This is a genomic window from Phaeobacter sp. CECT 5382, assembly GCF_001457775.1.
In the GTDB taxonomy this organism is placed as follows: domain Bacteria; phylum Pseudomonadota; class Alphaproteobacteria; order Rhodobacterales; family Rhodobacteraceae; genus Pseudophaeobacter.
The window spans coordinates 1-24088 of record NZ_CYSG01000022.1 but is presented as its reverse complement, the minus strand read 5'-3'; the positions used below and the strand labels follow the sequence as shown (position 1 = coordinate 24088).

At 56.0% G+C, this 24088-nt stretch carries 22 protein-coding genes and 2 pseudogenes; 15 read left to right on the top strand and 9 right to left on the bottom strand.

What is annotated here, in order from left to right:
- The first annotated feature begins 225 nt into the window (after nt 1–225).
- The 5 genes from rpsA (at nt 226) to trpB (ending at nt 5119) form a co-directional block, all read left to right on the top strand.
- Nucleotides 226–1902 (top strand): 30S ribosomal protein S1, encoded by a 1677-nt coding sequence (gene rpsA / locus PH5382_RS17075; protein WP_058335606.1) that lies wholly within the window; start codon nt 226–228, stop codon nt 1900–1902.
- 423 nt (nt 1903–2325) lie between these two features.
- A complete protein-coding gene (ihfB, locus tag PH5382_RS17070) occupies nt 2326–2610 on the top strand; it encodes an integration host factor subunit beta (RefSeq protein ID WP_009811081.1) in 285 nt (94 codons plus the stop codon).
- Nucleotides 2611–2961 (top strand): lipopolysaccharide assembly protein LapA domain-containing protein, encoded by a 351-nt coding sequence (locus tag PH5382_RS17065; protein ID WP_058335605.1) that lies wholly within the window; start codon nt 2611–2613, stop codon nt 2959–2961.
- Between the two features lie 8 nt (nt 2962–2969).
- Entirely contained in the window at nt 2970–3623 is a 654-nt protein-coding gene (locus PH5382_RS17060; RefSeq protein ID WP_058335604.1) for a phosphoribosylanthranilate isomerase, read from the top strand.
- Nucleotides 3624–3859: 236 nt separating this feature from the next.
- Nucleotides 3860–5119: a tryptophan synthase subunit beta gene (trpB, locus tag PH5382_RS17055; RefSeq protein WP_058335603.1), complete on the top strand. Its 1260-nt coding sequence runs from the start codon at nt 3860–3862 to the stop codon at nt 5117–5119.
- A 59-nt stretch (nt 5120–5178) separates the two neighbouring features.
- On the opposite strand, the gene PH5382_RS17050 is transcribed toward trpB, so the two are convergent.
- The 5 genes from PH5382_RS17050 to PH5382_RS17025 all read right to left on the bottom strand — a co-directional run bounded on the left by PH5382_RS17050 (nt 5179) and on the right by PH5382_RS17025 (nt 9285).
- A complete protein-coding gene (locus PH5382_RS17050) occupies nt 5179–5499 on the bottom strand; it encodes an antibiotic biosynthesis monooxygenase family protein (RefSeq protein ID WP_058335602.1) in 321 nt (106 codons plus the stop codon).
- Between the two features lie 231 nt (nt 5500–5730).
- Nucleotides 5731–6111 carry a DUF2237 family protein gene (locus PH5382_RS17045; protein WP_058335601.1) on the bottom strand — a complete coding sequence of 127 codons (381 nt, stop codon included), beginning with the start codon at nt 6109–6111 and terminating at the stop codon, nt 5731–5733.
- Nucleotides 6112–6121: 10 nt separating this feature from the next.
- Nucleotides 6122–7285 (bottom strand): serine hydrolase domain-containing protein, encoded by a 1164-nt coding sequence (locus tag PH5382_RS17040; protein ID WP_058335600.1) that lies wholly within the window; start codon nt 7283–7285, stop codon nt 6122–6124.
- A 144-nt stretch (nt 7286–7429) separates the two neighbouring features.
- Complete coding sequence (gene pth, locus PH5382_RS17035) at nt 7430–8113, bottom strand: aminoacyl-tRNA hydrolase (RefSeq protein ID WP_058335599.1); 684 nt, start codon at nt 8111–8113, stop codon at nt 7430–7432.
- Between the two features lie 542 nt (nt 8114–8655).
- Nucleotides 8656–9285: a 50S ribosomal protein L25/general stress protein Ctc gene (locus PH5382_RS17025; protein WP_058335597.1), complete on the bottom strand. Its 630-nt coding sequence runs from the start codon at nt 9283–9285 to the stop codon at nt 8656–8658.
- A 271-nt stretch (nt 9286–9556) separates the two neighbouring features.
- On the opposite strand from PH5382_RS17025, the gene PH5382_RS17020 reads away from it, so the two are divergent.
- Both PH5382_RS17020 and PH5382_RS17015 read left to right on the top strand, forming a co-directional pair.
- Nucleotides 9557–9919 (top strand): hypothetical protein, encoded by a 363-nt coding sequence (locus PH5382_RS17020; protein ID WP_231751921.1) that lies wholly within the window; start codon nt 9557–9559, stop codon nt 9917–9919.
- Nucleotides 9916–10632 carry an HTTM domain-containing protein gene (locus tag PH5382_RS17015; protein WP_082645739.1) on the top strand — a complete coding sequence of 239 codons (717 nt, stop codon included), beginning with the start codon at nt 9916–9918 and terminating at the stop codon, nt 10630–10632. Before PH5382_RS17020 ends, PH5382_RS17015 begins: the two co-directional genes overlap by 4 nt.
- Nucleotides 10633–10647: 15 nt before the next feature.
- On the opposite strand, the gene PH5382_RS17010 is transcribed toward PH5382_RS17015, so the two are convergent.
- The gene (locus PH5382_RS17010) at nt 10648–11814 is read right to left on the bottom strand and encodes an alpha-hydroxy acid oxidase (RefSeq protein ID WP_058335595.1); all 1167 of its coding nucleotides are present in this window, start codon (nt 11812–11814) and stop codon (nt 10648–10650) included.
- 164 nt (nt 11815–11978) lie between these two features.
- Here PH5382_RS17010 and PH5382_RS17005 point away from each other — a divergent pair, with 164 nt between their 5' ends.
- Nucleotides 11979–12239 carry a heme NO-binding domain-containing protein gene (locus tag PH5382_RS17005; RefSeq protein ID WP_058335594.1) on the top strand — a complete coding sequence of 87 codons (261 nt, stop codon included), beginning with the start codon at nt 11979–11981 and terminating at the stop codon, nt 12237–12239.
- 3 nt (nt 12240–12242) lie between these two features.
- On the top strand, nt 12243–13712 hold the full coding sequence (locus tag PH5382_RS17000) for an ATP-binding protein (protein WP_058335593.1): 1470 nt from the start codon (nt 12243–12245) through the stop codon (nt 13710–13712).
- Between the two features lie 54 nt (nt 13713–13766).
- On the opposite strand, the gene trpA is transcribed toward PH5382_RS17000, so the two are convergent.
- Nucleotides 13767–14558 carry a tryptophan synthase subunit alpha gene (gene trpA, locus PH5382_RS16995; RefSeq protein WP_058335592.1) on the bottom strand — a complete coding sequence of 264 codons (792 nt, stop codon included), beginning with the start codon at nt 14556–14558 and terminating at the stop codon, nt 13767–13769.
- An 86-nt stretch (nt 14559–14644) separates the two neighbouring features.
- A complete protein-coding gene (locus PH5382_RS16990) occupies nt 14645–15139 on the bottom strand; it encodes an acyloxyacyl hydrolase (RefSeq protein ID WP_058335591.1) in 495 nt (164 codons plus the stop codon).
- 204 nt (nt 15140–15343) lie between these two features.
- Between PH5382_RS16990 and ychF the strand changes: the two genes are divergently transcribed.
- The 4 genes and pseudogenes from ychF (at nt 15344) to PH5382_RS16965 (ending at nt 21127) form a co-directional block, all read left to right on the top strand.
- Nucleotides 15344–16441: a redox-regulated ATPase YchF gene (gene ychF / locus PH5382_RS16985; RefSeq protein WP_058335590.1), complete on the top strand. Its 1098-nt coding sequence runs from the start codon at nt 15344–15346 to the stop codon at nt 16439–16441.
- Nucleotides 16442–16616: 175 nt separating this feature from the next.
- On the top strand, nt 16617–17537 hold the full coding sequence (locus PH5382_RS16980; protein WP_058335589.1) for a nucleoside hydrolase: 921 nt from the start codon (nt 16617–16619) through the stop codon (nt 17535–17537).
- A 968-nt stretch (nt 17538–18505) separates the two neighbouring features.
- The gene (locus PH5382_RS16975) at nt 18506–19867 is read left to right on the top strand and encodes a DMP19 family protein (RefSeq protein ID WP_231751920.1); all 1362 of its coding nucleotides are present in this window, start codon (nt 18506–18508) and stop codon (nt 19865–19867) included.
- 165 nt (nt 19868–20032) lie between these two features.
- Nucleotides 20033–21127 (top strand): annotated as a pseudogene (locus PH5382_RS16965) (IS3 family transposase).
- Nucleotides 21128–21333: 206 nt separating this feature from the next.
- On the opposite strand, the gene PH5382_RS16960 reads toward PH5382_RS16965, so the two are convergent.
- Nucleotides 21334–22104: an AraC family transcriptional regulator gene (locus PH5382_RS16960; RefSeq protein WP_058335587.1), complete on the bottom strand. Its 771-nt coding sequence runs from the start codon at nt 22102–22104 to the stop codon at nt 21334–21336.
- Nucleotides 22105–22170: 66 nt separating this feature from the next.
- On the opposite strand from PH5382_RS16960, the gene PH5382_RS16955 reads away from it, so the two are divergent.
- Together PH5382_RS16955 and PH5382_RS16950 are read left to right on the top strand one after the other, a co-directional pair.
- Nucleotides 22171–23769, top strand: a complete 1599-nt coding sequence (locus PH5382_RS16955; protein WP_231751919.1) for an aldehyde dehydrogenase family protein — start codon at nt 22171–22173, stop codon at nt 23767–23769.
- Nucleotides 23766–24088: pseudogene (locus PH5382_RS16950) on the top strand (hypothetical protein); the annotation flags it as partial. The gene PH5382_RS16955 and the pseudogene PH5382_RS16950, both read left to right, overlap by 4 nt.

Sequence of the window (24088 nt, the reverse complement as noted above, 5' to 3'; positions counted from 1 at the left end):
CTATGGTTTCACTTGCGTGTCAGAGGGAATCCGCTTAATAACCGCGCTGTCTGTATAGAGGCGGCTAACGCACGAATGACAATCTGAGCAGGGTCGGGATCACTTCCGGCCCTTTGTGTTTGTTTGCTGCAGATGCGCTCGGGCTACGCTTTGTACGACCAAACCCCAAGACCGGCGGAGACAACCGCACGGCCAGAAAACTTTGTAAAGGAAACCTGAGACCTCATGGCTCAAAACGTATCTATGGAGGACTTCGAAGCCCTTCTGAATGAAAGCTTCGAAATGGACACCCCTAACGAGGGGTCCGTTGTTAAAGGCAAGGTTATCGCGATTGAAGCGGGCCAGGCCCTGATCGACGTAGGCTACAAGATGGAAGGCCGCGTCGACCTTAAAGAATTCGCAAACCCTGGCGAAGCTCCTGAAATCGCAGTTGGTGACGAGGTAGAAGTCTACCTGCGTTCCGCTGAGAATGCCCGTGGCGAAGCTGTTATCTCCCGTGAGATGGCGCGCCGCGAAGAAGCCTGGGACCGTCTGGAAAAAGCCTACGCCGACGACGAGCGCGTCGAAGGCGCGATCTTTGGTCGTGTCAAAGGTGGCTTTACCGTCGATCTGGGTGGCGCAGTTGCCTTCCTGCCAGGTTCGCAAGTTGACGTGCGCCCCGTGCGCGACGCTGGCCCTCTGATGGGTCTGAAGCAGCCGTTCCAGATCCTGAAAATGGACCGTCGTCGTGGCAACATCGTTGTTTCCCGTCGTGCGATCCTCGAAGAATCCCGCGCCGAGCAGCGCGCCGAAGTCATCGGCAAGCTCTCCGAAGGTGATTCCGTTGACGGTGTGGTCAAGAACATCACCGAATATGGTGCATTTGTTGACCTGGGCGGCGTAGACGGCCTGCTGCACGTCACCGACATGGCATGGCGTCGTGTGAACCACCCCTCCGAGATTCTGTCGATCGGCGAAACCGTCAAGGTTCAGGTCATCAAGATCAACAAAGAGACCCACCGTATCTCCCTCGGCATGAAGCAGCTGCAGGAAGATCCATGGGATCTGGTTGGCGCCAAGTACCCACTGGCATCGGTCCACAAAGGCCGTGTTACCAACATCACCGATTACGGTGCATTTGTTGAGCTGGAGCCTGGTGTCGAAGGTCTGGTCCACGTTTCCGAAATGTCCTGGACAAAGAAGAACGTGCACCCCGGCAAGATCGTCTCCACTTCGCAGGAAGTCGACGTTATGGTTCTGGAAATCGACGGCTCCAAGCGCCGCGTTTCCCTGGGTCTCAAGCAGACACAGCGCAACCCATGGGAAGTCTTTGCTGAGACACATCCCGAGGGCACCGAAGTCGAAGGCGAAGTCAAGAACATCACCGAATTCGGTCTGTTCATCGGCCTCGAAGGCGACATCGACGGCATGGTTCACCTGTCCGACCTGTCCTGGGACGAGCGCGGCGAAGATGCGATCCAGAACTACCGCAAAGGCGACATGGTTTCGGCCGTTGTCTCCGAAGTGGATGTTGAAAAAGAGCGTATCTCTCTGTCGATCAAAGCCCTGGGCGGCGACAAGTTCGCTGAAGCCGTTGGCGGCGTGAAGCGTGGCTCAATCATCACCGTGAACGTCACTGCCATCGAAGAAGGCGGCGTTGAGGTTGAATACGAAGGCATGAAGAGCTTCATCCGTCGTTCCGACCTGTCGCGTGATCGTGCTGAGCAGCGCCCAGAGCGCTTCAATGTTGGCGACAAAGTTGACGTTCGCGTCACCAACGTTGACAGCAAGACCCGCCGTTTGGGTCTGTCGATCAAAGCACGCGAGATCGCAGAAGAAAAAGAAGCTGTTGAGCAGTATGGTTCCTCGGATTCCGGCGCATCGCTGGGCGATATCCTGGGCGCAGCTCTGAACAACGACTAAGTTTCGACCGGTACTATGGTACCTGTAGACTTGAACGGCCCTGCCTTTTGGCGGGGGCGTTTTTTGTTTTGAGCGGATTTCCACCACCCAAGCGATGCAGGAAAGGCTCCGAAGGTGGGGCTGGATGAATGCGAATTTCAGAAGCTTTAGCCTAACGGCCGGGCGTGTAGCGCGCGACGGGCACATTGATAACTGATTGCGAATCAATCATTTCTTATCCGCGACCGGACCGGGCTTTCAGGCTTTGGCGCAGGCTTATGACCTCTTTTTCTGAGGCGAAAACAAAAAATTCTGCCCGATTGCCCAAATTAGCAGGGAAAATAGCCATATGACGGCGGCTGTTTTGGTTCCTTGAACGGGCTTTTGTACCTATAGTTGTCGTTAGCCAGCAAAGGTTTGCGTAGTTTTGGGAGGGCAGGAAGTATGATCCGTTCTGAATTGATTCAGAAGATTGCAGACGAAAACCCGCACCTGTATCAGCGGGATGTCGAAAGGATCGTAAACACGGTTTTCGAGGAAGTGACCGACGCAATGTCCCGGGGAGACCGGGTCGAATTGCGCGGGTTTGGCGCTTTTTCGGTGAAACAGCGGGATTCGCGGGTTGGCCGCAATCCACGTACTGGTGAAACGGTCCAGGTTGAAGAGAAACATGTTCCGTTCTTCAAGACCGGTAAGCTCTTGAGGGACCGCCTGAACGGAAAGGCCTAAATGCGCTATATTCGCTATGCTATCCTGGGAGTTCTGGGAATTGTGCTGGTCTCGGTTTGCCTGGCAAACCGTGCCATCGTTGACCTGAAGCTTCTGCCAAATGCCGTGGCAGAGCTGTTAGGGGTGAACCCGGCTATTTCGTTGCCGCTGTTCGTCGTGGTGATTGGCGGGCTTGGCGCTGGCCTGGTGATTGGCTTCATCTGGGAATGGTTGCGTGAACACAAGCATCGTCGTGCAGCTGGAGATCACAGCCGCGAAGTGAAAAAGCTTTCGCGCGAAGTGCAAAAGCTGAAGAAGCAGAAACATGAGGGCAAGGACGAAGTTCTGGCTCTTCTGGAAGAAACCAGCTGAGCCAAATCATGAGTGCTATTCGGGTCAAAATCTGCGGGCTGCGCAGCCCGCAGGATGTCGCTGCCGCCGCCAAGGCGCAGGCGGCCTATGTCGGCTTTGTGTTCTTTGCTAAATCTCCCCGCAATGTTTCGCTTGAGCAGGCGCGTGCGCTGGCGCTCGAAGTGCCTGTGGGGCTGTGCAAGGTGGCGCTGACGGTCAATGCTGATGATGCCACTCTCGACGCGATCACGAATGCCGTGCCACTGGACATGCTGCAGCTGCATGGATCCGAAAGCCCGGAACGGATACGTGAGGTCAAAGCGCGCTACGGTCTGCCGGTGATGAAGGCGATTGGCATCTCGGAGGCAGCAGATCTGCAGCAGATCGACCTTTATTCGCAGGTTGCCGACCAGTTGTTGATTGATGCGAAGCCTCCAAAAGGTGCGGATCTGCCGGGCGGCAATGGGTTGGCCTTTGACTGGCGCTTGCTGGCCGGACGTAAGTACTGGCAGTGCCCCTGGATGCTGGCGGGCGGGCTGACCCCTGACAACGTAGCCGAGGCGATTCGGCTGACTGGTGCACGTCAGGTCGATGTCTCCTCTGGTGTGGAAAGCGCTCCAGGAGAGAAGGATCCAACCCTGATTGCCAGCTTCACCGCTGCGGCTCTGGCAGTGAGCAGCTGATACTCTCGCGGCTTGTGGCCGAGACCTCATTCCATATTTGAGAACCAGACCGGCAGTCTTGCCGGTCTTTTTACGCGCGCTGCCTGCCGCCGCCTGAAACCCGAGGTCAGCGATGCGAATCCTGTCCTGTCTCTCTTTACCCGCCGCCGCCTGCGCGCTAGTCATATCCAGCGCTGTCACCCAGCGCCGTGACACCCAGTGCTGTGACACTTAGCGCTGTGACAAGGGGAAGAACCATGGCCGACGATCTTTTCAACAGCTTTATGAACGGGCCCAATGAACAGGGACGTTTTGGCATTTTCGGGGGGCGGTTTGTCTCTGAGACCCTGATGCCACTGATCCTGAGCCTCGAAGAGGAATACAACCGGGCCAAGGATGATGCATCCTTCTGGGCCGAGATGGATGATCTGTGGAAACACTATGTGGGGCGCCCCAGCCCGCTGTACTACGCTGAGCGTCTGACGGCGCATCTTGGCGGTGCCAAGATCTACATGAAGCGGGACGAGCTGAACCATACCGGGGCCCATAAAATCAACAATGTGTTGGGGCAGATTCTACTGGCACGGCGCATGGGCAAGACCCGGATCATTGCCGAGACCGGAGCGGGCCAGCATGGTGTTGCAACGGCGACGGTTTGCGCCAAGTTCGGTCTGAAATGTGTGGTCTACATGGGCGCTCATGATGTGAAGCGCCAGGCTCCCAATGTGTTCCGCATGCGTCTTCTGGGCGCCGAGGTGATCCCCGTTACCTCTGGGCGCGGCACGCTGAAGGATGCGATGAACGACGCGCTTCGCGACTGGGTGACCAATGTCAAAGATACGTTCTATTGCATCGGCACAGCCGCTGGCCCACATCCTTATCCGGCGCTGGTCCGCGATTTTCAGTCGATTATCGGCAAAGAAGTCCGCTGGCAGCTGGCCGAACAGGAAGGCGAGGGGCGTCTGCCAGACACCGTGATCGCCGCGATCGGGGGGGGCTCCAACGCGATTGGCCTGTTTCATCCCTTCCTGGACGACAAATCCGTCAACATCATTGGCGTCGAAGCTGGTGGCAAAGGCGTCGATGACCGGATGCAGCACTGCGCATCCTTGACTGGTGGTCGTCCCGGCGTGCTCCACGGCAACCGCACCTATCTACTGCAGGATGACGATGGCCAGATCATGGAAGGCTTCTCGATCTCGGCCGGGCTCGACTATCCTGGCATTGGCCCTGAGCATTCCTGGCTGCATGACACTGGTCGCGCCGAATATGTCTCGATCACCGATAAGGAAGCCCTGGAGGCGTTCCAGCTGTCCTGTGCCATGGAAGGCATCATTCCGGCCCTTGAGCCAAGCCACGCGCTGGCCCATGTGATGAAAATCGCGCCGGACCTGCCCGCAGATCATATCATCGTGATGAATATGTGCGGACGCGGCGACAAGGATGTCTTTACCGTAGCCAAACACCTCGGTTTTGACATGTCCGACACTGAAGAAGGCCGCTCCTTCGAAGATTGATACGGAGCTGAGGCTCATGAAACAGAAAGGCGCCCGAGAGGGCGCCTTTTTTGTGCGTGTCAGGCTTCGTGCAGGACGGTTTCAAAGCCCTCGAACTGAGGATGACCCAGGATCGGGCTTTCGCCTTCCCGCTTGCCGACATTGCGGTGCGAGGCACGGAACTGTTCGGATTTGGTCCAGGCCTCGAAATCCTCCCGACTGTCCCAGACGACATGGCTGGAATAGAGGTGGTACTCTTCGGATTCAGGGCCTTTTAGCAGGCGGAACTCTCGAAACCCCTTCAGTTCGTTCAGGTGGGATTCCCGCGTTTTCCAGATGTCTTCGAAATCAGCGTCGCGTCCAGGGCGGATCTTGAAACGGTTCATGGCGATGTAGCTCATGCCGGTCTCCTCTGTCAGTGTTGTGTGAGAAGGCTGGCGAAGGCGACCGAGGGATCGCGGGGCTGGCTATGAGGAAGCCATAGCGGCAAAGCCCCTTGGGGGCAATCATATCTGGGTGCTGACGCGGCAAGTGAGATCCAAGTCTGGGCTAAAGCCGGAGCCAGCTTGAGGTCGACTGGGGCCCGACTGGGGTCCGACTGGGGCTTAGCCGGAGGGGCAACTTTCCGGGGATCAGCTTTGCGGCGAGGCTGCGTGTCGTTGCAGCAGAGCCAGCGGCACAATCTCCAGGGCGCGGTAATGCGTCGCTTCCAAGCTGACCAGTGGCGCACAGCCCTCGTCTGCTGCTTGCAGAAAGCGCGCGGCACAGAGGCACCACTGATCCCCGGGTTTCAGCCCGGAAAACTGATACTGCGGGCGCGACGTGGACAGATCATTGCCGACATATTTGGAATAGGCGAGGAATTCTGCCGTCATGACCGCGCAGACCGTATGGCTGCCTTCATCCTCGGCGCAGGTGTTGCAGGATCCGTCGCGGAAATAGCCTGTGAGCGGATTCTGAGAGCAGGGCGCGAGCGCCCCGCCAAGTACGTTGATGCTTTTGTCTTGTTCCATGGCTGTCAGCCTACAGGATTCGGGCGAGCTTTCGAAACATTTCGATGTTGATCTCGCTGACGCCCGCATCACGGAACTTCCGGTCGGCAGCGGTGCTGACAATGACCACGTCTCGGGCTTGGTCAATATAGATATACTGGCCATAAACGCCCCGAGCGAGAAACTCACCGGGCTCTGCTCCCACCGGGACCCACCACTGATACCCATAGGAAATCTTGTCGGGCTTGGTCGGGGCGGAAGGTCTGGTTGAGGCCTTGATCCAGGCGGCCGGTACAATCTGGCGCCCATTATAGGCGCCGTCTTGTTCGACCATCAGTCCAAATCTGGCGTAATCGCGGGTGGTGATGTTGAGGCCACCCAAAACAAAGGCGACACCCTCGCCATCGGTGACATAATAAAGGTCGCGATCCAGTCCCAAGGGCGCGATGATCTTTTCTTGCAGGAGGCGTGCGATTGGCTGCCCGGTGGCTCCGCGGATAACCATCCCGATCACATGGGTATCGATGGAGACGTATTTCCAGGTCTCACCTGCGCCGGCAAAGACCTCGGTAAGATCAGCAGTAAACTGATCCAGGGTGCCGCCGAGCGCAATTTCGCGCCCCATCTGATTGATGTCGGAGTTGTAGTCGAGATAATCCTCGTCGAAGGTGACGCCACTGGCCATGTTCAGGACATTGCGGATCGTCGCACCGTCGTAGGCCCCACCAGTGAGCGCGGGCGCATATTTAGTGACCGGATCATCAAGAGAGGCAATCTTGCCTTCGTCCAGCAATACACCAAACAGCGCGGACAGATAGCTTTTTGCCACCGACCAGGAGATCCGCCTATCCGCTGGTCTGGTTCCCAGATGATAGCTCTCGTGACGGATTTCGCCGGCCTTCAGAACCAAAAGCGAGGTGACTGCGCGATCGCTGATCCATTGGTCAGTTCCTGTGGGCAACGCCATTTCGGCCCCCTGTGGCAAGGGGCTGACGGGACCGTTGCCACGGCCAACAGGCGTGGTCAGAAAGGCTGCGTCCATGTTGGAGAAATTGTCGACGATCTTTTCAGGGGAAAACAGGGAATTTACTGCCAGCAGGCGCTGGATTTCTTCTCGTTTCCAGAGCCCGAAGGCCAGGGCCAGAACCACGAGAACCAGAAGGCCCCGTAGCAGTAGTTTGAAAATTCTTCCCATGTCGCATCCTCCGAGTTCGCTTCAGACCCAGACACCCTCAGGCCCAGATGACCGTAGACCGAGATGACTGTGGGCGGAGGTCTCAACAGGAATAGACCGGGGCACCGCATGCAACAAAGAGAGACGCGACGGAAGCCGGGGCCGCTATTTGAACTTGTCGACCAGCTTTTCCATGGCAGAGCGGGTGTCCGGCGCTGGTTCGGGGGCCACTGTGGTTGTTGCAGTGTCGATTTTGGGTTTGGCTGTATTTGAGCTGCGCGGTGGAGCTGTGCGCAATGAGACCGCATTCATGAATTTACCGCCATCTCCGGCGGCCAGTGCCGCCGCGCCATCGGAAATCCCGCGCATCAGATCGTCCAGCCAGCCTTCATCGGCCTTGGGAAAATCGCGCAGCACATAGCCTGCAACTGCATCTTTGTGTCCGGGGTGACCAATGCCGAGACGCACACGGTGGTAGTCTGCCCCGATATGCGAATGGATGGAGCGCAGTCCGTTGTGTCCGGCATGACCGCCGCCTTGTTTTACACGACATTTTCCGGGGGCCAGATCTAGTTCGTCATGCAGGACAGTCACGTCCTGTGGCGTCAGTTTGTAAAACCGCATCGCCTCTCCGACCGCCTGGCCGGACAGATTCATGAAGGTCTGGGGTTTTAGCAGCAGCACCTTGACGTCGCCCAGGGTTCCTTCGCAGACCTGCGCCTGAAACTTGCTTTTCCAGGGAGAAAACCCATGTGCCGAGGCGATCTCATCCAGCGCCATGAAGCCGATATTGTGGCGGTTCTGCGCGTATTTGGCACCGGGATTTCCGAGCCCAACAAAAAGTTTCATGGCTTGCCTCGCCTGTGTTCCATGGCTGTCCCCACTTCTGTGGGCCGGACCTGGGGCACGGCCCGGAAAGGGGCTTTGGCGCTACATGGCCTGTTTTGAGCCAAATATCCAGCCTCTGTGCTCTGCGGCCATAGGTGCAGGGCAGGCGAGCGAAAAATTACGACCCGCGCCGATTGGTCGAGTGGTATTCTCCGGTCATCAATCCGCGTGGGACCGGATCGGAAATGATTTCGCTGCGAAATCTGGGAGCGTCGAAATTGAAGCCCCGCAAAAGGCGAAAAAGAAGTCTGCGGCGCAGTTTGGCCTCTTCGCGATCCAGTCTGTTTGACATCTCAGGTACCCCCGTAATTTTCCCAACCAGCAGCCTGCAGGGAAATGGCAAAGGATCCGTGTGTGGGGAGCAGGAAAATCTTTTGATTTTGTTTCTACTTTTGGCCTGATTGTTCCTACGCCACGAAGGACGCAGTCGAAAATGCGATCTGACGAAAAAAAACGGGGCCCCGAAGGACCCCGTTTCACCATCCCCTGAAACGGGGAGGGTCTTATTCTTCAGCAGCGGCTTCTTCGCCGGCTTCTTCTTCTTCTTCGTCCGCAGCCGAGATGCCGCCAGGAGCGGCAATGTTTGCTACAACGAAGTCACGGTCGATTGTTGGACGTGCGCCGCTGGGCAGTTCGATCGACGAGATGGTGATCACATCGCCAATGGAAGCTTCTGCCAGATCCACAACGATCTTCTCGGGGATCTCGCCGGCGGTCACAACCAGCTCGACTTCGGGACGTACGACGGCCAGCATGCCGCCTTTTTTGATGCCGGGGCAGCTGTCTTCGTTCAGGAACTCAACCGGGATGAACAGGTTGATTTCGGACGTACGACGCAGGCGCATCAGGTCCAGGTGTGTTGGCAGATCTTTGACAACATCGCGCTGGACGTCACGGCAGATCACGCGCACATCATCGTGGCCTTCGACCTTCAGGTTCCACAGGGTGGACTTGAATTTGCCGGCTTTCAACTTTTTCAACAGCTCGTTGAAAGGGATCTGGATCGCAACGGGGTCAGCTTCGCCACCGTAAACAACACCAGGGACCATGCCAGCACGACGTGCTGCGCGAGCGGCGCCCTTGCCTGTCCCCGCACGTGCCTGGGCGACGAGATCAGGAATCTCATTTGCCATTCGAATTCTCCAATATAACTAGGCGGGGTGCCTCCAAGGCTGTCACCCCGAGTGAAGGCCTGCGCTTACACCAGATTGTGTGCTTTGAAAAGTCTCTATCCCCGGCGGCGGCACAGGCGGCAGGCAAAACAGGTGCAAAGGCTGGGAACGCTCTGTTAAAACCCGGCCTTTATGCTGGTTGAACCCTGATTTCTTATGAGGCTCGCCAGTGCTGCGCCTGATTTCCCTGTTTTTGCCCGCGGTGATTCCCTCCTGGCGGTTTTTCAAAACCGTGGCACCATCGCCGCGGATTGAATACCGCCTGATTTGCGATGGAAAGCGGGGCGATTGGCGCGAAGATCGTCCGCGACCGGCCAGCCTGTCGATTGCAACGATGCTGCGGCGGATGCTGTGGAACCCGGACTGGAACGAACAGCTGTTTCTGGTCAGCTGTTCCGAACGGCTGATCGATGCCCCCAGTCAGCACAGTGTAGATGAGATCAACACCCGTGTGGCGCGGCTTTTGCCTAGCGGATCCGGGGATCTGCAGTTTCGGCTGGTCTTTGTCTCCCGCGAGGGCAGCCGGATCGTCAAGATGGTGGAATATGAAAGCACGCCGGTGCCATTGCAGCAACTGCAGAGGGTGGCGGCATGAATGAGTTGGTTGTGACCTTGCTGGGACTGGGGCAGGGGCATTCGGTGACCGAGGTGATGCGCTGGATCGAGTTGCTGCTCTCCTTTGCGCTGGCACAGCAAAGCCTGGAGCATCTGGCCCGCGGTGATCGGATGATTTTTGTGCCGCGCCTGGTGCTGAGCCTGTTTCTGGCGCTGGGAATAGGAGGGGGATGGACCGTTTGGGGGCTCTGGGGGCTGGGGCTGGCTATGCTCTGGCGGTATCAGGGGCCATATAATGGTGGCAGTGATAAGATGACTCTGCTGATCCTGACTTGCCTGAGCCTAGCGCATTTGGCGCCGGACATTTTTTGGCAGGAAATGGCGCTATCGTATCTCGCGGTGCAGCTGGTGCTGTCCTATTTCGTTTCTGGCTGGATCAAGGTGATCAATCCGGAATGGCAGCGGGGCGAAGCCCTGCGCGATGTCTTCCGGTTTTCAGCCTACCCGGTCAGTGAGGCGCTGCGCAGCTTGTCTGATCATCCACGTTTTCTGTTAGTCATGGGCTGGTCTGTGGTGCTGTTCGAGCTGGTTTTTCCGCTTGCGCTCTTGCATCCTGTGGCGCTGAAACTGGCACTGCTCTGTGCGGCAGGGTTCCATTTTTCCAACGCCTGCTTTTTTGGCCTCAACCGGTTTTTCTGGATTTGGCTTTGCGCTTATCCGGCCCTGATCTGGTTTCAGGACCGGGTTTTTTGATGCGGCAGCGGCAGCCTAGTCCTGCCACTCGCCTTCAAAATTTTGGGGGATCAGCAGGTTGTGACGCCCCAGATCGCTGACCTTGCGTTCTCCACACAGGGCCATGGTGGTGTCCAGCTCCTTGTGTATCACTTCCAGCGCGGTGGTTACGCCCTTTTGCCCCATGGCTCCAAGACCATAGACAAAGGCACGACCGATCATGGTGCCGGATGCGCCCAGAGCCAGGGATTTGAGCACGTCCTGACCAGAGCGAATACCGCTATCCAGGATCACCTCGACCTCACCGCCGACCGCGTCCATGATTTGTGGCAGCATCCGGATCGAGCTGAGTGCCCCGTCTAGCTGGCGGCCGCCGTGGTTGGACACAACAATGGCGTCAGCACCAACTTTGACAGCCATTTTGGCGTCTTCGGCGTCAAGAATTCCCTTGAGGATCACCTTGCCGCCCCACATCTCTTTCAGCTTAGCGATCTTGCCCCAATCCAGCGAGAGATCGAACTGTTCCGATGTCCAGGCCCCAAGCGACGAGGCGTCCGAGATGCCTTCGACATGGCCGACAATATTGCCAAACTCACGCCGCTTAGCTCCCAACATTTCAATGCCCCAGGCCCATTTTGTCATCAGATTGGCAATGGTTTTGGGCGTCAGTTTCGGCGGGGCGGACAGGCCGTTTTTCAGATCCTTGTGGCGCTGACCGAGAATTTGCAGATCCAGCGTGATCACCAAAGCAGAGCATTTGGCATCTTTGGCCCGCTGGATCAGACGGCGCACATAGTCTTCGTCGTTCATGGTATAGAGCTGAAACCAGAACGGTTTGGTCGTGGCCTCGGCAACATCTTCGATCGAGTTGATCGACATGGTCGAAAGTGTAAAGGGGACGCCAAAGTCTTCAGCTGCCTTGGCGGCTTTGATTTCACCATCTGCGTGCTGCATTCCGGTGAGGCCGACAGGGGCCAGCGCCACGGGCATGGCGACGTCTTCGCCGATCATTTTGCCGCTGGTGGTGCGCCCGGACATATCCACGGCGACGCGCTGGCGCAGGCGGATTTTTTCAAAATCAGAGGTGTTTTCGCGAAAGGTCTGTTCTGTCCAGCTGCCGCTTTCTGCGTAGTCAAAGAACATCCGCGGCACGCGCCGCTCGTAGATGCGTTTGAGGTCCTGGATATTGGTAATTACCGGCACTGAATGCCTCCTTGCCCTAATGCGGCCCTAGCGTGGTCAAGTTTCCTTACCAATTTTTACTCCGCGGTGCAATCGTGGCTTTTGCCGATGATTTTCGTTGCAAATGCCATCAGTGAGAAAATGTGGTATCAAAATGAGATTGGAGTGTTGATTGGAGGCATGTGGTGAAGGGTTTGGTTTTTACTGAGTTGCTTGAAATGGCCGAGACGGTGTTGAGCGAAGACGAGATTGACGAGATTATCGATGCGGCGGATTTGCCCAGTGGCGGAACCTATACCAGAGGCGGGACGTACCCCAGCGAGGAACTGCTGACCCTGATCGGGGCCTGTCTTGCGCAGTTTGCAGAGAAGGCGGTGATCTCCTTGACGGATTATCCTGAAAAGGAGCCGGAGATGGTCGAGTTTTTGATCGAGCGGGTATCGTAGCCCATGTGCCAGGAACAAAAAGAACCGACAGTGCCATCTGCGACGGATCGGGTTTCGCGCCGCCGCTACGCCCGTGAACAGGCCGCTCGCCAAGAAGCTGAAAATCTGTTGGAAGTTAAATGCAGGGAGTTGGTGCAGGCCAATGAGGCTCTGAATAAACACGCACAGACACTGGATGCGGTTGTTCGCGAAAGAACTCGGGATCTTGAACGGGCAAAACTTGAGGCCGAAGCTGCCAGTCTGGCCAAATCCAACTTTCTGGCGGTCATGAGCCACGAAATCAGAACGCCTTTGAACGGGATTCTGGGTATGGCGAGTTGTCTGGCAGAGAGCGAGACATCACAGGAACAGACAGAAGCCCTGGAGGTCATTCTCTCCAGCGGGGACATGTTACTCACGATCATCAATGACATTCTGGACCTTGCCAAGGTCGAGGCCGGAAAGCTGGAGCTCGAGTTTTTGCCAAGTCCGGTCGACGGGGTTCTGGCTGCTGTATGCCAACAATTCGAAGTGGCGATACGGGAAAAAGGTCTGTCGTTTGCTTATCTGCCTACAAAGTTGTTGGCTCAGGACACGCTTTGGGCGCAGCTGGATCCAACACGGCTTCGGCAGGTGTTGGGCAACCTTATGTCCAATGCGCTGAAGTTCACAGAAACGGGTGGAATTACACTGTCGGCCAAAGCCGAAGCGTTGCCGCTGGGTCGGCTACACCTTGAATTCAGCATCGCTGATACTGGCCGGGGCATCGCCGAGGCGCAGCAGGCCCGGCTGTTCCAACCCTTCTCGCAGGCGGATGCCAGTATTGCGCGCAGTCACGGGGGCACAGGTCTGGGGCTGGTGGTGTCGCAGCAAATTTGCCAACAAATGGCGGGCGATATCCGGTTTGTCAGTGCGGCAGGCCAAGGTAGCACGTTCACCGTGTCTTTGGACGTGCCGCGAGCCGAAGCCCCCAAAGAACCTGCAAAGCCCCCTGTGGATACCAGAGCGAGCAGCTATGAAGCGGTTCTTTCGCAGCGCCGTTGGCGCATTCTCGTGGCCGAGGACAGTCGGACAAACCAACTGGTAATACGGCATTTTCTACGCCCACTTGATCTGGATATCACTTTTGTTGAAACTGGTGAGGAGGCCATTCACCACTGGCGCCAAACAGGTTTTGACCTGATTTTGATGGATGTGAATATGCCGGTTCTTGACGGTTTATCCGCCACTGCGGTGATCCGGACCGAAGAGCAGAGGCGGGGCTTGGTGCCTGTGCCGGTCATTGCGGTGTCAGCCAATGCGATGCACCACCAGGTCGCAGCCTATTTGGCGAAGGGGATGATGGCCCATGTGGCAAAACCCTTTCGCCGGACGGATCTGATTCAGGCGATGGGAGAGGTTTTGGCTGCGGCAGGGGACTTGTCTGCCAGCGGATGCCTGCTGCAAACACCAGCGCTATCAACAGCCGGACACCCGTCTGAAAAAGGCCCCTGAAGGTGTCTTCTCCAAGGGCCTTGCGATAGTAGATTTGCCGCGTTGGGGTAAATTTTAGGCCCGGTGGGCACCATCTGACAGGGTTTTCACGAAAGCGAGAACCTCGTTTACTGACTTTCCGGCAGCCATTTGGCTGACAATGGCGCTGCCAACAACCGCCCCATCCGAGATCGCGGCAATGTTCTGGGCCTTTTCCGGCGTGTTGATCCCGAAACCGACGATCACCGGAATATCGGTGGCTGCCTTGATCCGGGCAACTTCGGGCGCGACATCAGCGCTTTCGGCCTCGGCTGACCCGGTGATGCCGGTGATCGACACGTAGTAGACAAAACCCGATGTGTTCTGCAGCACCTTGGGAAGGCGTGCGTCATCTGTGGTCGGGGTCGCCAGGCGGATGAAGTTCAGGCCAGCCTTTTGCGCGGGGATGCACAGCTCGTCGTCTTCTTCCGGAGGCAGATCCACAACGATTAGCCCATCGATGCCAGCGGCCTTGGCATCCACCAGAAATTTGTCGACGCCGCGATTGTAGATCGGGTTGTAATACCCCATCAAAACGATCGGAGTGCTGTCGTCAGTCTGGCGGAATTCGCTGGCCAGTTGCAGCGTTTTCTCCAAAGTCATGCCGCCATCAAGGGCACGCTGGCCGGCCAGCTGAATGGTGGGACCATCAGCCATCGGGTCGGTAAAGGGCAGGCCCAGTTCGATGATATCAACACCGGCACCGGGCAGGCCCTTTACCAGCTCCAATGAGCTGTCATAGTTCGGATCTCCCGCCATAACATAGGACACAAAGGCCTTTTTTCCGGCGGCTTTGAGTTCGGCGAATTTTGCGTCAATGCGGGTCATGATCGGGCCTCTTGCAACTTACAGCTCCGGTGTGCCGAAAGATCCGGGGGAAATCAATCCCGACCTGTTTGCGAATGGCCCGAAACTCAGTTCCCGATCGGCATATGCCAGCGCAGCGACAGGGTATTGACGCCGGGGTTGGTATCCGCGGTCGAGGCATTGGATTTGTGACTAATGGCGAGGGACAGCGCCTTGCCATTGTCAAACCGCTTACCGACCGCAAGCTGGCTGCGGATCTCAAAAGAGGAGCCAAGGTCGTTCAGCGTCGGCCCCTCAAAGAAGGCTCCGGGCATGACACTGGCTTCGATGAACCAGTTGCGGTTCAGATCCCAGTTACCGCTGATGCCACCGCCGATGAACGCGTCTCCGGTTTCCACCACTTCCAGCGCACCGCCAAATCGGGCTGAAAACCGGTTTTTCTCAAAAAAGGGACTGTGGATATATTCCAGTGACAAAAGCACCCCATCTTCGGAGCCTGCGCGGGAGTAGTCTGTATAGCCAGCCCCAAGGACAATTTCCTGCCCTAAAGCAGGAGCGGCGAAGCCTGCAACAGCAGCGCAGATAAGAGTAAAACGTTTCATGCAAACCTCAGGCAAAACATTGGTGTCACGGAGAAATGGGATAGTGTGTGTCAAAATAAATGGTTGCACACGAAATTGCGACCTAACGTGACCTGATTTTCGAATTTTTTCAAGGCGCACAGGACAGAGAGGTCGTGCAGTTCAGCTTGCGCCTTGCGCCAATGCTGCCTAGAAGCCACTCCCAAGTGGCATCAGGAGGCCGATATGGGCTTTAAAATGGGAATTGTGGGCCTGCCGAATGTCGGCAAGTCGACCTTGTTCAACGCATTGACCAAAACCGCATCGGCACAGGCGGCGAATTTCCCGTTCTGTACGATTGAACCCAACGTGGGTGAAGTCGGTGTTCCGGATGCGCGTCTGGACAAGCTGGCAGCGATTGCGGGCTCCAAACAGATCATCCCGACCCGGATGACCTTTGTGGATATTGCAGGCCTCGTCAAAGGCGCGTCCAAAGGCGAGGGCCTGGGCAATCAGTTCCTGGCGAACATCCGCGAAACCGATGCAATCGCTCATGTTTTGCGCTGTTTCGAAGACGGTGACGTGACCCATGTGGATGGGCGCGTTGATCCCGTTGCAGATGCCGAAACCATCGAAACAGAGTTGATGCTTGCCGATCTGGAAAGCATCGAAAAGCGCCGCGCCGGACTGGTGCGCAAGATCAAGGGCAACGACAAAGACGCCCAGCAGCAGGACCGATTGCTGGCTGAAGCACAGGCGATGCTCGAAGAAGGCAAACCCGCGCGGCTTGTTGAGGTCGACGAAGAGGATGCCAAAGCCTGGAAAATGCTGCAACTGCTGAGCACCAAGCCGGTGCTTTATGTCTGCAACGTTGGCGAATCGGAATCTGTCGACGGAAATGAACACTCTGGAAAAGTTGCAGAAATGGCAGCCGCGCAGGGCAACGCACATGTGATCATTTCAGCACAGATCGAAGAAGAGATCAGCCAGCTCGAAGCCGATGAAGCCCAGATGTTCCTCGAGGAAATGGGGCTCGAAGAGGCCGGTCTCGATCGCTTGATCCGAGCGGGCTATGAGCTGCTGCACCTGGAAACCTATTTCACCGTAGGCCCCAAGGAAGCTCGTGCCTGGACCATTCGTCAGGGCACCTCGGCTCCGCAGGCGGCGGGCGTCATTCATGGGGACTTTGAGAAGGGCTTCATTCGGGCTGAAACCATCGCCTATGACGACTATATCGCCAGCAATGGCGAACAAGGCGCCAAAGAAAGCGGTAAGATGCGCGCCGAAGGCAAGTCCTACATCGTTCAGGATGGTGATGTGATGCATTTCCTGTTCAACACCTGATCGGCAGTCACCACGTTGCCAGACAGAAAAACGCCCGGGCAGTGATACTGCCTGGGCGTTTTTCCTTGCTGGTCGCGATGAAATTGTGTCTGGGTCAGGGCCTTGCCAGGGGCATCTATTGGTGCAGCCCAGATATTGGTATAGCCCTGACGGAAAAGACCTAGTGGAGACCTTTATGATCAAGCTGATTATCGACACAGATCCCGGTATCGATGATGCCATGGCGATTTTTTATGCCGCGGCAGCACCGGACATCGAGCTGTTGGGCCTGACCACGATTTTTGGCAATGTCACCACCGAGATCGCTACCCGCAATGCCCTGCGCTTGCTTGAAATGGCCGAACTTGACCTGCCGGTTGCCCGTGGGGCAGAGGCGCCTCTGATCCTGGCTCCCTTTGCGCCTTCGGCCTATGTTCATGGTGACGAAGGCTTCGGCGATATCCCGGCGCAGACCCCGCGTGGCAACGCCATTGAGGAAGATGCCGCTGATTTTCTGATCCGCATGGCGCGCGAACACAGGGGCGAGCTGGTGCTTTGCCCGATCGGGCCCCTGACCAACATTGCCCTGGCCATTCAGCGAGATCCTGATTTTGTCAAAAACGTCAAACGCATTGTCATCATGGGCGGCTCTCTAGAGGAAGGGGGCAATATCACGGCTCATGCCGAGGCAAATATCTATCATGATCCACATGCGGCGGATGTCGTCTTTGCCGCTGGCGGCAAGGTCGAGATGGTGGGCCTGGATGTCACGCATCGCATACTCTGCACCAAGGCGGATTTTGGCGCTATCGCTGCTCAATCCCCCGAGCTGGGAGGGGTGCTGCAGAAGATGTCGGAGTTCTATCTGGCGTTTTACGAGACCGTGGGGAAATTTGACGGCTGTTCCCTTCATGATCCGGCTGCAGTCATCGCCTGCAGTCATCCGCAGCTTTTTGACAGGCGCAAAGTGGCGGTCAAAGTCGCCTGTGAAGGGGAGGCGCTTGGGGCAACCCTCATAGCCGGCCCAAGCTGCCGGGGTGAGATTTCGGTTTGTATGGGTGTAGAGGCAGGTGGGGTGAAGTCCCTTTTCTTGAAACGTTTGGCACTCCTTCCTTAGCCTTTAGCGGAAGCCGTCCCTTTTCTCTAGCTCCCCGATCCTGCCAGCAAAATCATGCCGTGAAAGCAGCGTAACCGTCGCTTTCTAACCGGTGAGATGTGTGAGCATACCAAAGCGGGAACAACTGCCTTCGCTGGCGAAGTTTTCGGTCGCTCGGGGCGATGTCTGTAGCTGAGTGTCTTTGGTAAATGTGTTTCGACACCGGGCAGGTGGCGGAGACAAAGGGATTAAACCTTGACGTAAATACCTATTTAAATCATTTGGTTGTGGAGAAAATTGCCTTGGATTGTTACGGGTTTTGTTGCGGGCTTTGTTGTAGGAGGCTACGAGCAGAATAAACGCACCAAGAAAGGAACTTACCGCAGAATCATTGCTGGTTCCCAAATGCGTGTAACACAAGCGTGGTGGGCGACCCTGGGTTCATAGTGAAGAAGGTTTTCTGACTAATCTTATCTCAATGTATTGATATTAAAATATACTTTCCTGACGCACGCCCGTAGGTTGCGGAGCTTTCTTACGGGATTTTCAAATCTCCGGCGCGAAAAAAGTGTCCCAAAGGATGGCTTGGGGATGATGACGTTCACACCCATGCGATCTAAGATTGGTGACCATTCAGGCAAGCCAATGTCTTGGAAGTGAAGAAGTCAAACTTTGGAACGCCTCGGGAAAAGTCTCCATCGGCCATCTAGAACGGCTCAGGCCTGTCGTCGAAGAAAACACGTCAACGGCAGCTCGCAGCCCAAAGTGACCGGTGCGAAGCGAGGTTTGTTCTCGTTGCTGCACTAGCACAAATCGCGCCTCGACTTCCCGGAACCGGACATTCAAGCTGTCAAACGCGGCATTTGCCCTCAATGTCGGTAGCGAGCCCACTTTGATCGCTGCTGCAGAATGCACTAATGTCTGCTTCCCAAGCTAAGTCTTGCTGATGTAGATAGAGGTTCGAAGATCGATTTATCGGAATAATTCAATTGCCAGCATCACAGAGCCGCTCGACCGACACATTTCCCTTCTTCCTGCCCCCTGCCGCACAAGCAGGTGCAACTCTTCCCTCATACTATCTGAATAAGCAAATGCACATTCTGCTAGGGGGCGGTGTTTCATGGGATCGAATAAATTCTGATCTTCGCGCTGCGTTTTTACTCGGCTATTACCTCGGCAATGTTCGCAACGGTGGCCATAGCCAGTTCATGGGCAATGCGCGCAATTTCTATGACGGTGACCCGTCGCGTTTTCTCGACTGGGCGATGGAGGCTGCCGAACGCTACGAGATGCCCGAAACCCTGAGTATCATGCGCGATGTACAGGCTTGGATGGCGAAAAACCCAAAAGAAGCGTTATTGCAGAAAGGCTTCACTCCATATGTCTCGCCTGATCTCAGACTCTTTGACACTGCTTTGTACGAGGCCGATACAGTGGACGAAGAAACTTGGCTCGCCCGTGTGAACACTTTGCCAAAGACGCATGCACAAGCATTCCTGCACATGTGCAGCTACGATGAGGGATATGTGCGTTTTCCCGCAATCGTTTCAGAGATTGAAGAACTTCGACTCTTGCTTGCGGTCAGCCCCGTGAAGATCGTCTCTGATGACACGTTTGAGGCCGAGGTAAAGGCCGCCGTCACTGCTGATCCTGTTGCACGGGTTCAGCGCATTGCCGCACAATTGACCGACCTGGCGCAGGCTCTACCCAAACCCGCAACCTGTGCGGCCCTCAGTCTATTCGCTGAAGGCGCGCATCTGCCAGCTGCGGAGTTTCTGCGCACTGGTGCTGCCAAAACTCGCCGCCCGGAACGCGCCGGCGTGTTGGCAACGACACGAGGTGATCATGCCTATGTTGTTGAGCTGGGCAAAGATAGCCTGTCGGTCTTTGAGGCCACAGGCGACCCAGATGCTGTGCTTGAAAACGGAATCAACTTTCCCTCTCCCCCTAGCGGGCTCGTCTCCCGGCTGTTCTATTTCATTGACCCGAAACGGCGCACGGAGCGGGCCTTCAAGCGCCTAGCTCGCCAAAAAGTGGTCCGTAGAACCCGCAAATTAGGTAAGGTCGCCAACTCTGTCGGAGAGGAGATAGCAGCACTCAACAGGCGCTTCCACCTGGCAGAAGCCTTAGCGCTTTGGCTCGAGCAGACACCGGACAACACAGCTCCCGTCAAATGGCGACTTGAGTTGGCCGAACCCAACAATATCCATTGGCGATTTGAAATTGGAGACATTCGACTAAACGTTATCGCGTCTGCTACGAATGTGCAGATCAGCACAAGTGGAACTACCCAAGTATATCAGCACGAAGAGCTTCACGCACTCCGTGACAGTATCGAAGGCACAAACTGAAAAATCAGTGAGTCGGGCGGTAGTATCAACAGCCTCGCCGGTCCTTTTCCTAGTTTGCAGACGTGATTGCAAATGGCGGCGGTTCTCGACTTGCAATCATTCTGACCTGAGCCCCTAAAACTCCTCCAAATTTGTGTAGAGTCCGCCCAACAGAAGGACGGACAAATGAAGGCACGATTCACGGATGAGCAGATCATTGCGATGATCAAGGAACAGGAATCTGGTGAGAAGACTGCTGATGTATATCGGCGGCACGGGATCAGCTCAGCGACGTTCTACAAATACAAATCGAAGTATGGTGGCATGGAACCGTCGGATGCGAAGCGACTGCGTGCGCTTGAAGATGAGAACGGCAAGTTGAAGAAGCTGCTGGCAGAACAGATGTTGGACAACGCCATGCTGCGAGACATCAATTCAAAAAGTGGTGACGCCCGTAGCGAAGCGGAAAGCGGTGATGCATCTGATGGCGCGACATCAGGTCAGTCAACGACGGGCGTGCCATGTGTTGCAAGTGGACCGGTCATCGGTGCGGTATCTGTCGCGCCGTGGCGATGATGCTGATCTGCGCGATGCTATCAAACGGGTTTCGCGGGAGAGACGACGGTTTGGTTGTCGTCGTGTCCACGTGATGATTGCGCGGGAGGGTTTTGTCGTGAACCACAAGAAGGTCAGACGCATTTATACCGAAGAGAGGCTTCAGGTGCGCCGTAGGGGCGGCAGGAAGTGCGCATTGGGCACGAGGAAGCGATGGTGTTGCCAGACGGCCCAAACCAGCGCTGGAGTTTGGATTTCGTGTCCGATGCGCTGACGGATGGCCGCCGCTTTCGCATTCTTGCGGTTGTTGACGACTTCAGCCGCGAGAGCTTGGTGCTGGTCGCAGATACATCCTTGTCGGGCCAACGGGTTGCGCGTGAACTGGACCGCGTGATCGCTGAGCGAGGCATGCCAAAGACAATCGTTTCTGATAGCGGCACAGAGTTCACCAGCATGGCAATTCTGAAGTGGGTTCAGGATACAGGTATCGATTGGCACTACATTGCGCCTGGAAAGCCCCAGCAGAACGGTTTCATTGAAAGCTTCAACGGTAAACTGCGGGATGAATGCCTCAACGAAACACTGTTTGGCACCTTAGGCGATGCGCGCGAAACGCTCGAAGAATGGCAGGAGGATTACAACTGGCGCAGACCACATTCAGCCTTGGGCAACCTGACACCCATGGAATTTTTACAGAGAAAAGCGATGGACAAGATGGCGGCCTAACGCCAAAGATTTAACCCCAAGGACTCCGCGTAAAGCTGGTGGGAACTTGGGGCTCAGGTCATGGGATAGTAACTGTAAAATCGACTTTATCGCAGCGGACAGCCGGAGAAGTATGGAAGTGTCGCTCAATGAGAAGGATTTCCTTTTAGACTTGTGATGCTTTCACTTGTTAATGCTTTTCAATTTCCAGGTGAGTGGAGTGGCCATTATGGCCAGTCAGAGAATCCACGTCTTAGTTCAACAAGGTCTTCTCCGTCTGGCCGTGAAACAATCGCACGATATGCTCCCGGAGACATGTCGGTGCGGCGTTTGAAGAAGTGTGAAAACCGTGTGGCGTCCGCAAAGCCCAGATCAGCGGCGATCTTTTTCAGAGGGGAGCCAGAGTTTTCAAGGCGGGCCTTGGCCTCTGCTGTCAGTCGCTCATGAACAAGTTCGGCGGGGCTACGGCCAGTTTTTCTTTTGCAGGTTCGGTGCAGCCGATCGTAGTCTATTCCCAATTCTGTCGCATAGCGGGAGACCGGCCAGTGATCTCGATATTGTAGTTCGACCAGATGTCGAAACCGTCGCAGAATACTCGTTTTCTCTGCACCTTTTGCGATGGGTTCGGGTTGGTGGGCCCTTAGCGCGCAGATGAGCATAAGACGCAAATAGGCCGCGAGAGTCATGGGTGACTGCCCTTCTTCCTTCGCCTGCTCTGCAGCAAACCAAGTGAAAAGTGTGCGAATCTGGTCGATGTCTGTGTCATGGGGCAGCGGAGCGGCAAACGTCTGTTCAACGAGCATTCTTAGGTGCACCGATTCGGAGCGGGCGCCGATCGCATCGAGAACAATCGTGTCACTCAAACCCAGAATAACAGCGCGGGACCCTGCATTCAGGCTCAGAGTTTGATGTTGGTTTTGTGGCCAAAAACAAAGAGCTGGACCGACGGTAACAATTTCTGCTTCGCCGGAAGTCAAATGGCCCTGCTCCAGAAACATGAGGTTGGAAAACCTATCTGGGAAACGTGACCGTATTGTACGGCTGTGTAATGCGACTTGCTCCGCTTGGATGACTGCGTAGGACTGTTTCACGTCAAAACCTCCCAGAATTTAACAATGAATGCCCAAAAATTAGCATTTCATGCAAATATGCAAGAGTTATTGTTGAGTGCAGGAGGAGCCGGGTTTCGGCTCAAGGGGGGGGATATGGCGATCACGTCAGCAGTGCCGCTTGTTCAAAGTGGCTTGGTTATTGAAAGCATCAGTCCCGTAAGTGGTCAGGTTGTAAGCATTGAGGCTGCTCATGATCGGTCCTCCGGTCTGGCAGCTGCTGCTCGGGCAGCCGCTGCATTTCCCGCATGGTCAGCACGTTCTGCAACCGACCGTGCAGATAATCTTCTTGATATTGCTGTTCAACTCGAACAACGACGTGACGCGTTCATTTCGGCTATGACCGAAGAAATCGGCACACCGATCGAGTGGGCAGAAAGCAATGTCCGGTTTGCGAGTGAAATTCTGCGTCATACGGCCTCTTACGCCGATGACGTTAACCATGTTGAACGCATCGAAAGCGCTCCGAATATCGAGAGCAAAGCGGTAAGGGTGCCCTGCGGTGTTTGCCTTGGTATCGCGCCTTGGAACGCGCCCCTCGTTTTAGGGTTTCGCGCAATCGCAATGCCCTTGCTGTGCGGCAACACTGTTCTACTCAAGGGAAGCGAGTTTGCGCCGCGTACTTTCCGGCTCATCGCTGAGGTGCTGGATGCATCGCATCTTCCAGCAGATGTTGCTGCGGTGGTCCAAACCCGCGCGGAAGACAGTGAGGAAATTGTCGAAGCGCTGATTTCATCTCCGGTCGTGCAACGTGTGAACTTTACCGGGTCGACACGGGTCGGGCGGCGTGTCGCAGAGCTGTGTGCAAAACACCTGAAGCGTCCCCTTCTGGAACTGGGTGGCCAATCTACAATGGTCGTACTGGATGACGCGGACATAGATCTCGCGGCGGACATGGCCCTGAAGGGGGCCTTTCGTAACCAGGGTCAGATCTGCATGTCGACAGAACGATTGATTGTTTCACATTCTGTTGCGGATGCACTGATCGAGCGGATCGAGGCAGGTCGCAGAACTCTGGTTCTTGGGGACCCTCGCAAACCGGAAACGGATATTGGGCCGGTTATTAGTTTGGCTGCGGCCGAGCGCCTCTCCGGGATGATCAGTGACGCGGTTTCAAAGGGGGCCAAGCTTGTTGGAGGTGGGAAACTTCGCGAGGCATATGTCGAGCCTACATTGCTGGATGACGTCGAGACCGACATGCGCATCTACAACGAAGAGGTCTTTGGCCCGATCCTATCAATCACCCGCGTTGCCAATGATCTTGAGGCCATAACCGTTGCCAATGACAGCGAGTATGGTCTGGCCTGTTCCGTGTTCAGTCAAAACATTGAACGCGCTGAAAAACTGGCTGCGCAAGTCCAAAGCGGCATCTGCCATATCAATCGTAGCACTGTAAACGACTCGCCACACGCGCCTTTTGGGGGCGTAAAATCGAGCGGTTATGGCCGGTTTGGTGGGCGTTGGGCAATTCACGAGTTTACTGAACTGCGGTGGGTGACCCGCGCAGTAGAGACCGAGACGACAAACCAAAGGAAATGGGAGGAAACGTTATGACCTTTGACAAAATTCGCCGTTCGCTGGTGTTGGGCTCCGGTGCAGCTTTGGGGCTGACCGCATTAATGGCGACAACCGCTGTAGCCGCTGATCCGATCAAAATCGGTGTGGTGTCGCATCTGACCGGGCCTTTGGCCGGTGGCGATGCTGTGACTCACATTCCAAATATCGAACTGTGGTCCAAGCAGGTCAATGATCGCGGTGGCCTCATGGTGGATGGGGCACGGCGCCCTGTTGAGATCATCTCATATGACGACAAGACCAGGCTTTGTTGCACAAATCGGTTTCTGAGGGGACTTCCCCTTTCCCCGGACGGAAT

Excerpts from the sequence above, each read along its gene's own strand:
- rpsA (WP_058335606.1), top strand. The coding sequence starts at position 226 with ATGGCTCAAAACGTATCTATGGAGGACTTCGAAGCCCTTCTGAATGAA.
- ihfB (WP_009811081.1), top strand. The coding sequence starts at position 2,326 with ATGATCCGTTCTGAATTGATTCAGAAGATTGCAGACGAAAACCCGCAC.
- PH5382_RS17065 (WP_058335605.1), top strand. The coding sequence starts at position 2,611 with ATGCGCTATATTCGCTATGCTATCCTGGGAGTTCTGGGAATTGTGCTG.
- PH5382_RS17060 (WP_058335604.1), top strand. The coding sequence starts at position 2,970 with ATGAGTGCTATTCGGGTCAAAATCTGCGGGCTGCGCAGCCCGCAGGAT.
- trpB (WP_058335603.1), top strand. The coding sequence starts at position 3,860 with ATGGCCGACGATCTTTTCAACAGCTTTATGAACGGGCCCAATGAACAG.
- PH5382_RS17050 (WP_058335602.1), bottom strand. The coding sequence starts at position 5,499 with ATGAGCTACATCGCCATGAACCGTTTCAAGATCCGCCCTGGACGCGAC.
- PH5382_RS17045 (WP_058335601.1), bottom strand. The coding sequence starts at position 6,111 with ATGGAACAAGACAAAAGCATCAACGTACTTGGCGGGGCGCTCGCGCCC.
- PH5382_RS17040 (WP_058335600.1), bottom strand. The coding sequence starts at position 7,285 with ATGGGAAGAATTTTCAAACTACTGCTACGGGGCCTTCTGGTTCTCGTG.
- pth (WP_058335599.1), bottom strand. The coding sequence starts at position 8,113 with ATGAAACTTTTTGTTGGGCTCGGAAATCCCGGTGCCAAATACGCGCAG.
- PH5382_RS17025 (WP_058335597.1), bottom strand. The coding sequence starts at position 9,285 with ATGGCAAATGAGATTCCTGATCTCGTCGCCCAGGCACGTGCGGGGACA.
- PH5382_RS17015 (WP_082645739.1), top strand. The coding sequence starts at position 9,916 with ATGAATGAGTTGGTTGTGACCTTGCTGGGACTGGGGCAGGGGCATTCG.
- PH5382_RS17000 (WP_058335593.1), top strand. The coding sequence starts at position 12,243 with ATGTGCCAGGAACAAAAAGAACCGACAGTGCCATCTGCGACGGATCGG.
- trpA (WP_058335592.1), bottom strand. The coding sequence starts at position 14,558 with ATGACCCGCATTGACGCAAAATTCGCCGAACTCAAAGCCGCCGGAAAA.
- PH5382_RS16990 (WP_058335591.1), bottom strand. The coding sequence starts at position 15,139 with ATGAAACGTTTTACTCTTATCTGCGCTGCTGTTGCAGGCTTCGCCGCT.
- ychF (WP_058335590.1), top strand. The coding sequence starts at position 15,344 with ATGGGCTTTAAAATGGGAATTGTGGGCCTGCCGAATGTCGGCAAGTCG.
- PH5382_RS16980 (WP_058335589.1), top strand. The coding sequence starts at position 16,617 with ATGATCAAGCTGATTATCGACACAGATCCCGGTATCGATGATGCCATG.
- PH5382_RS16960 (WP_058335587.1), bottom strand. The coding sequence starts at position 22,104 with ATGTTTCTGGAGCAGGGCCATTTGACTTCCGGCGAAGCAGAAATTGTT.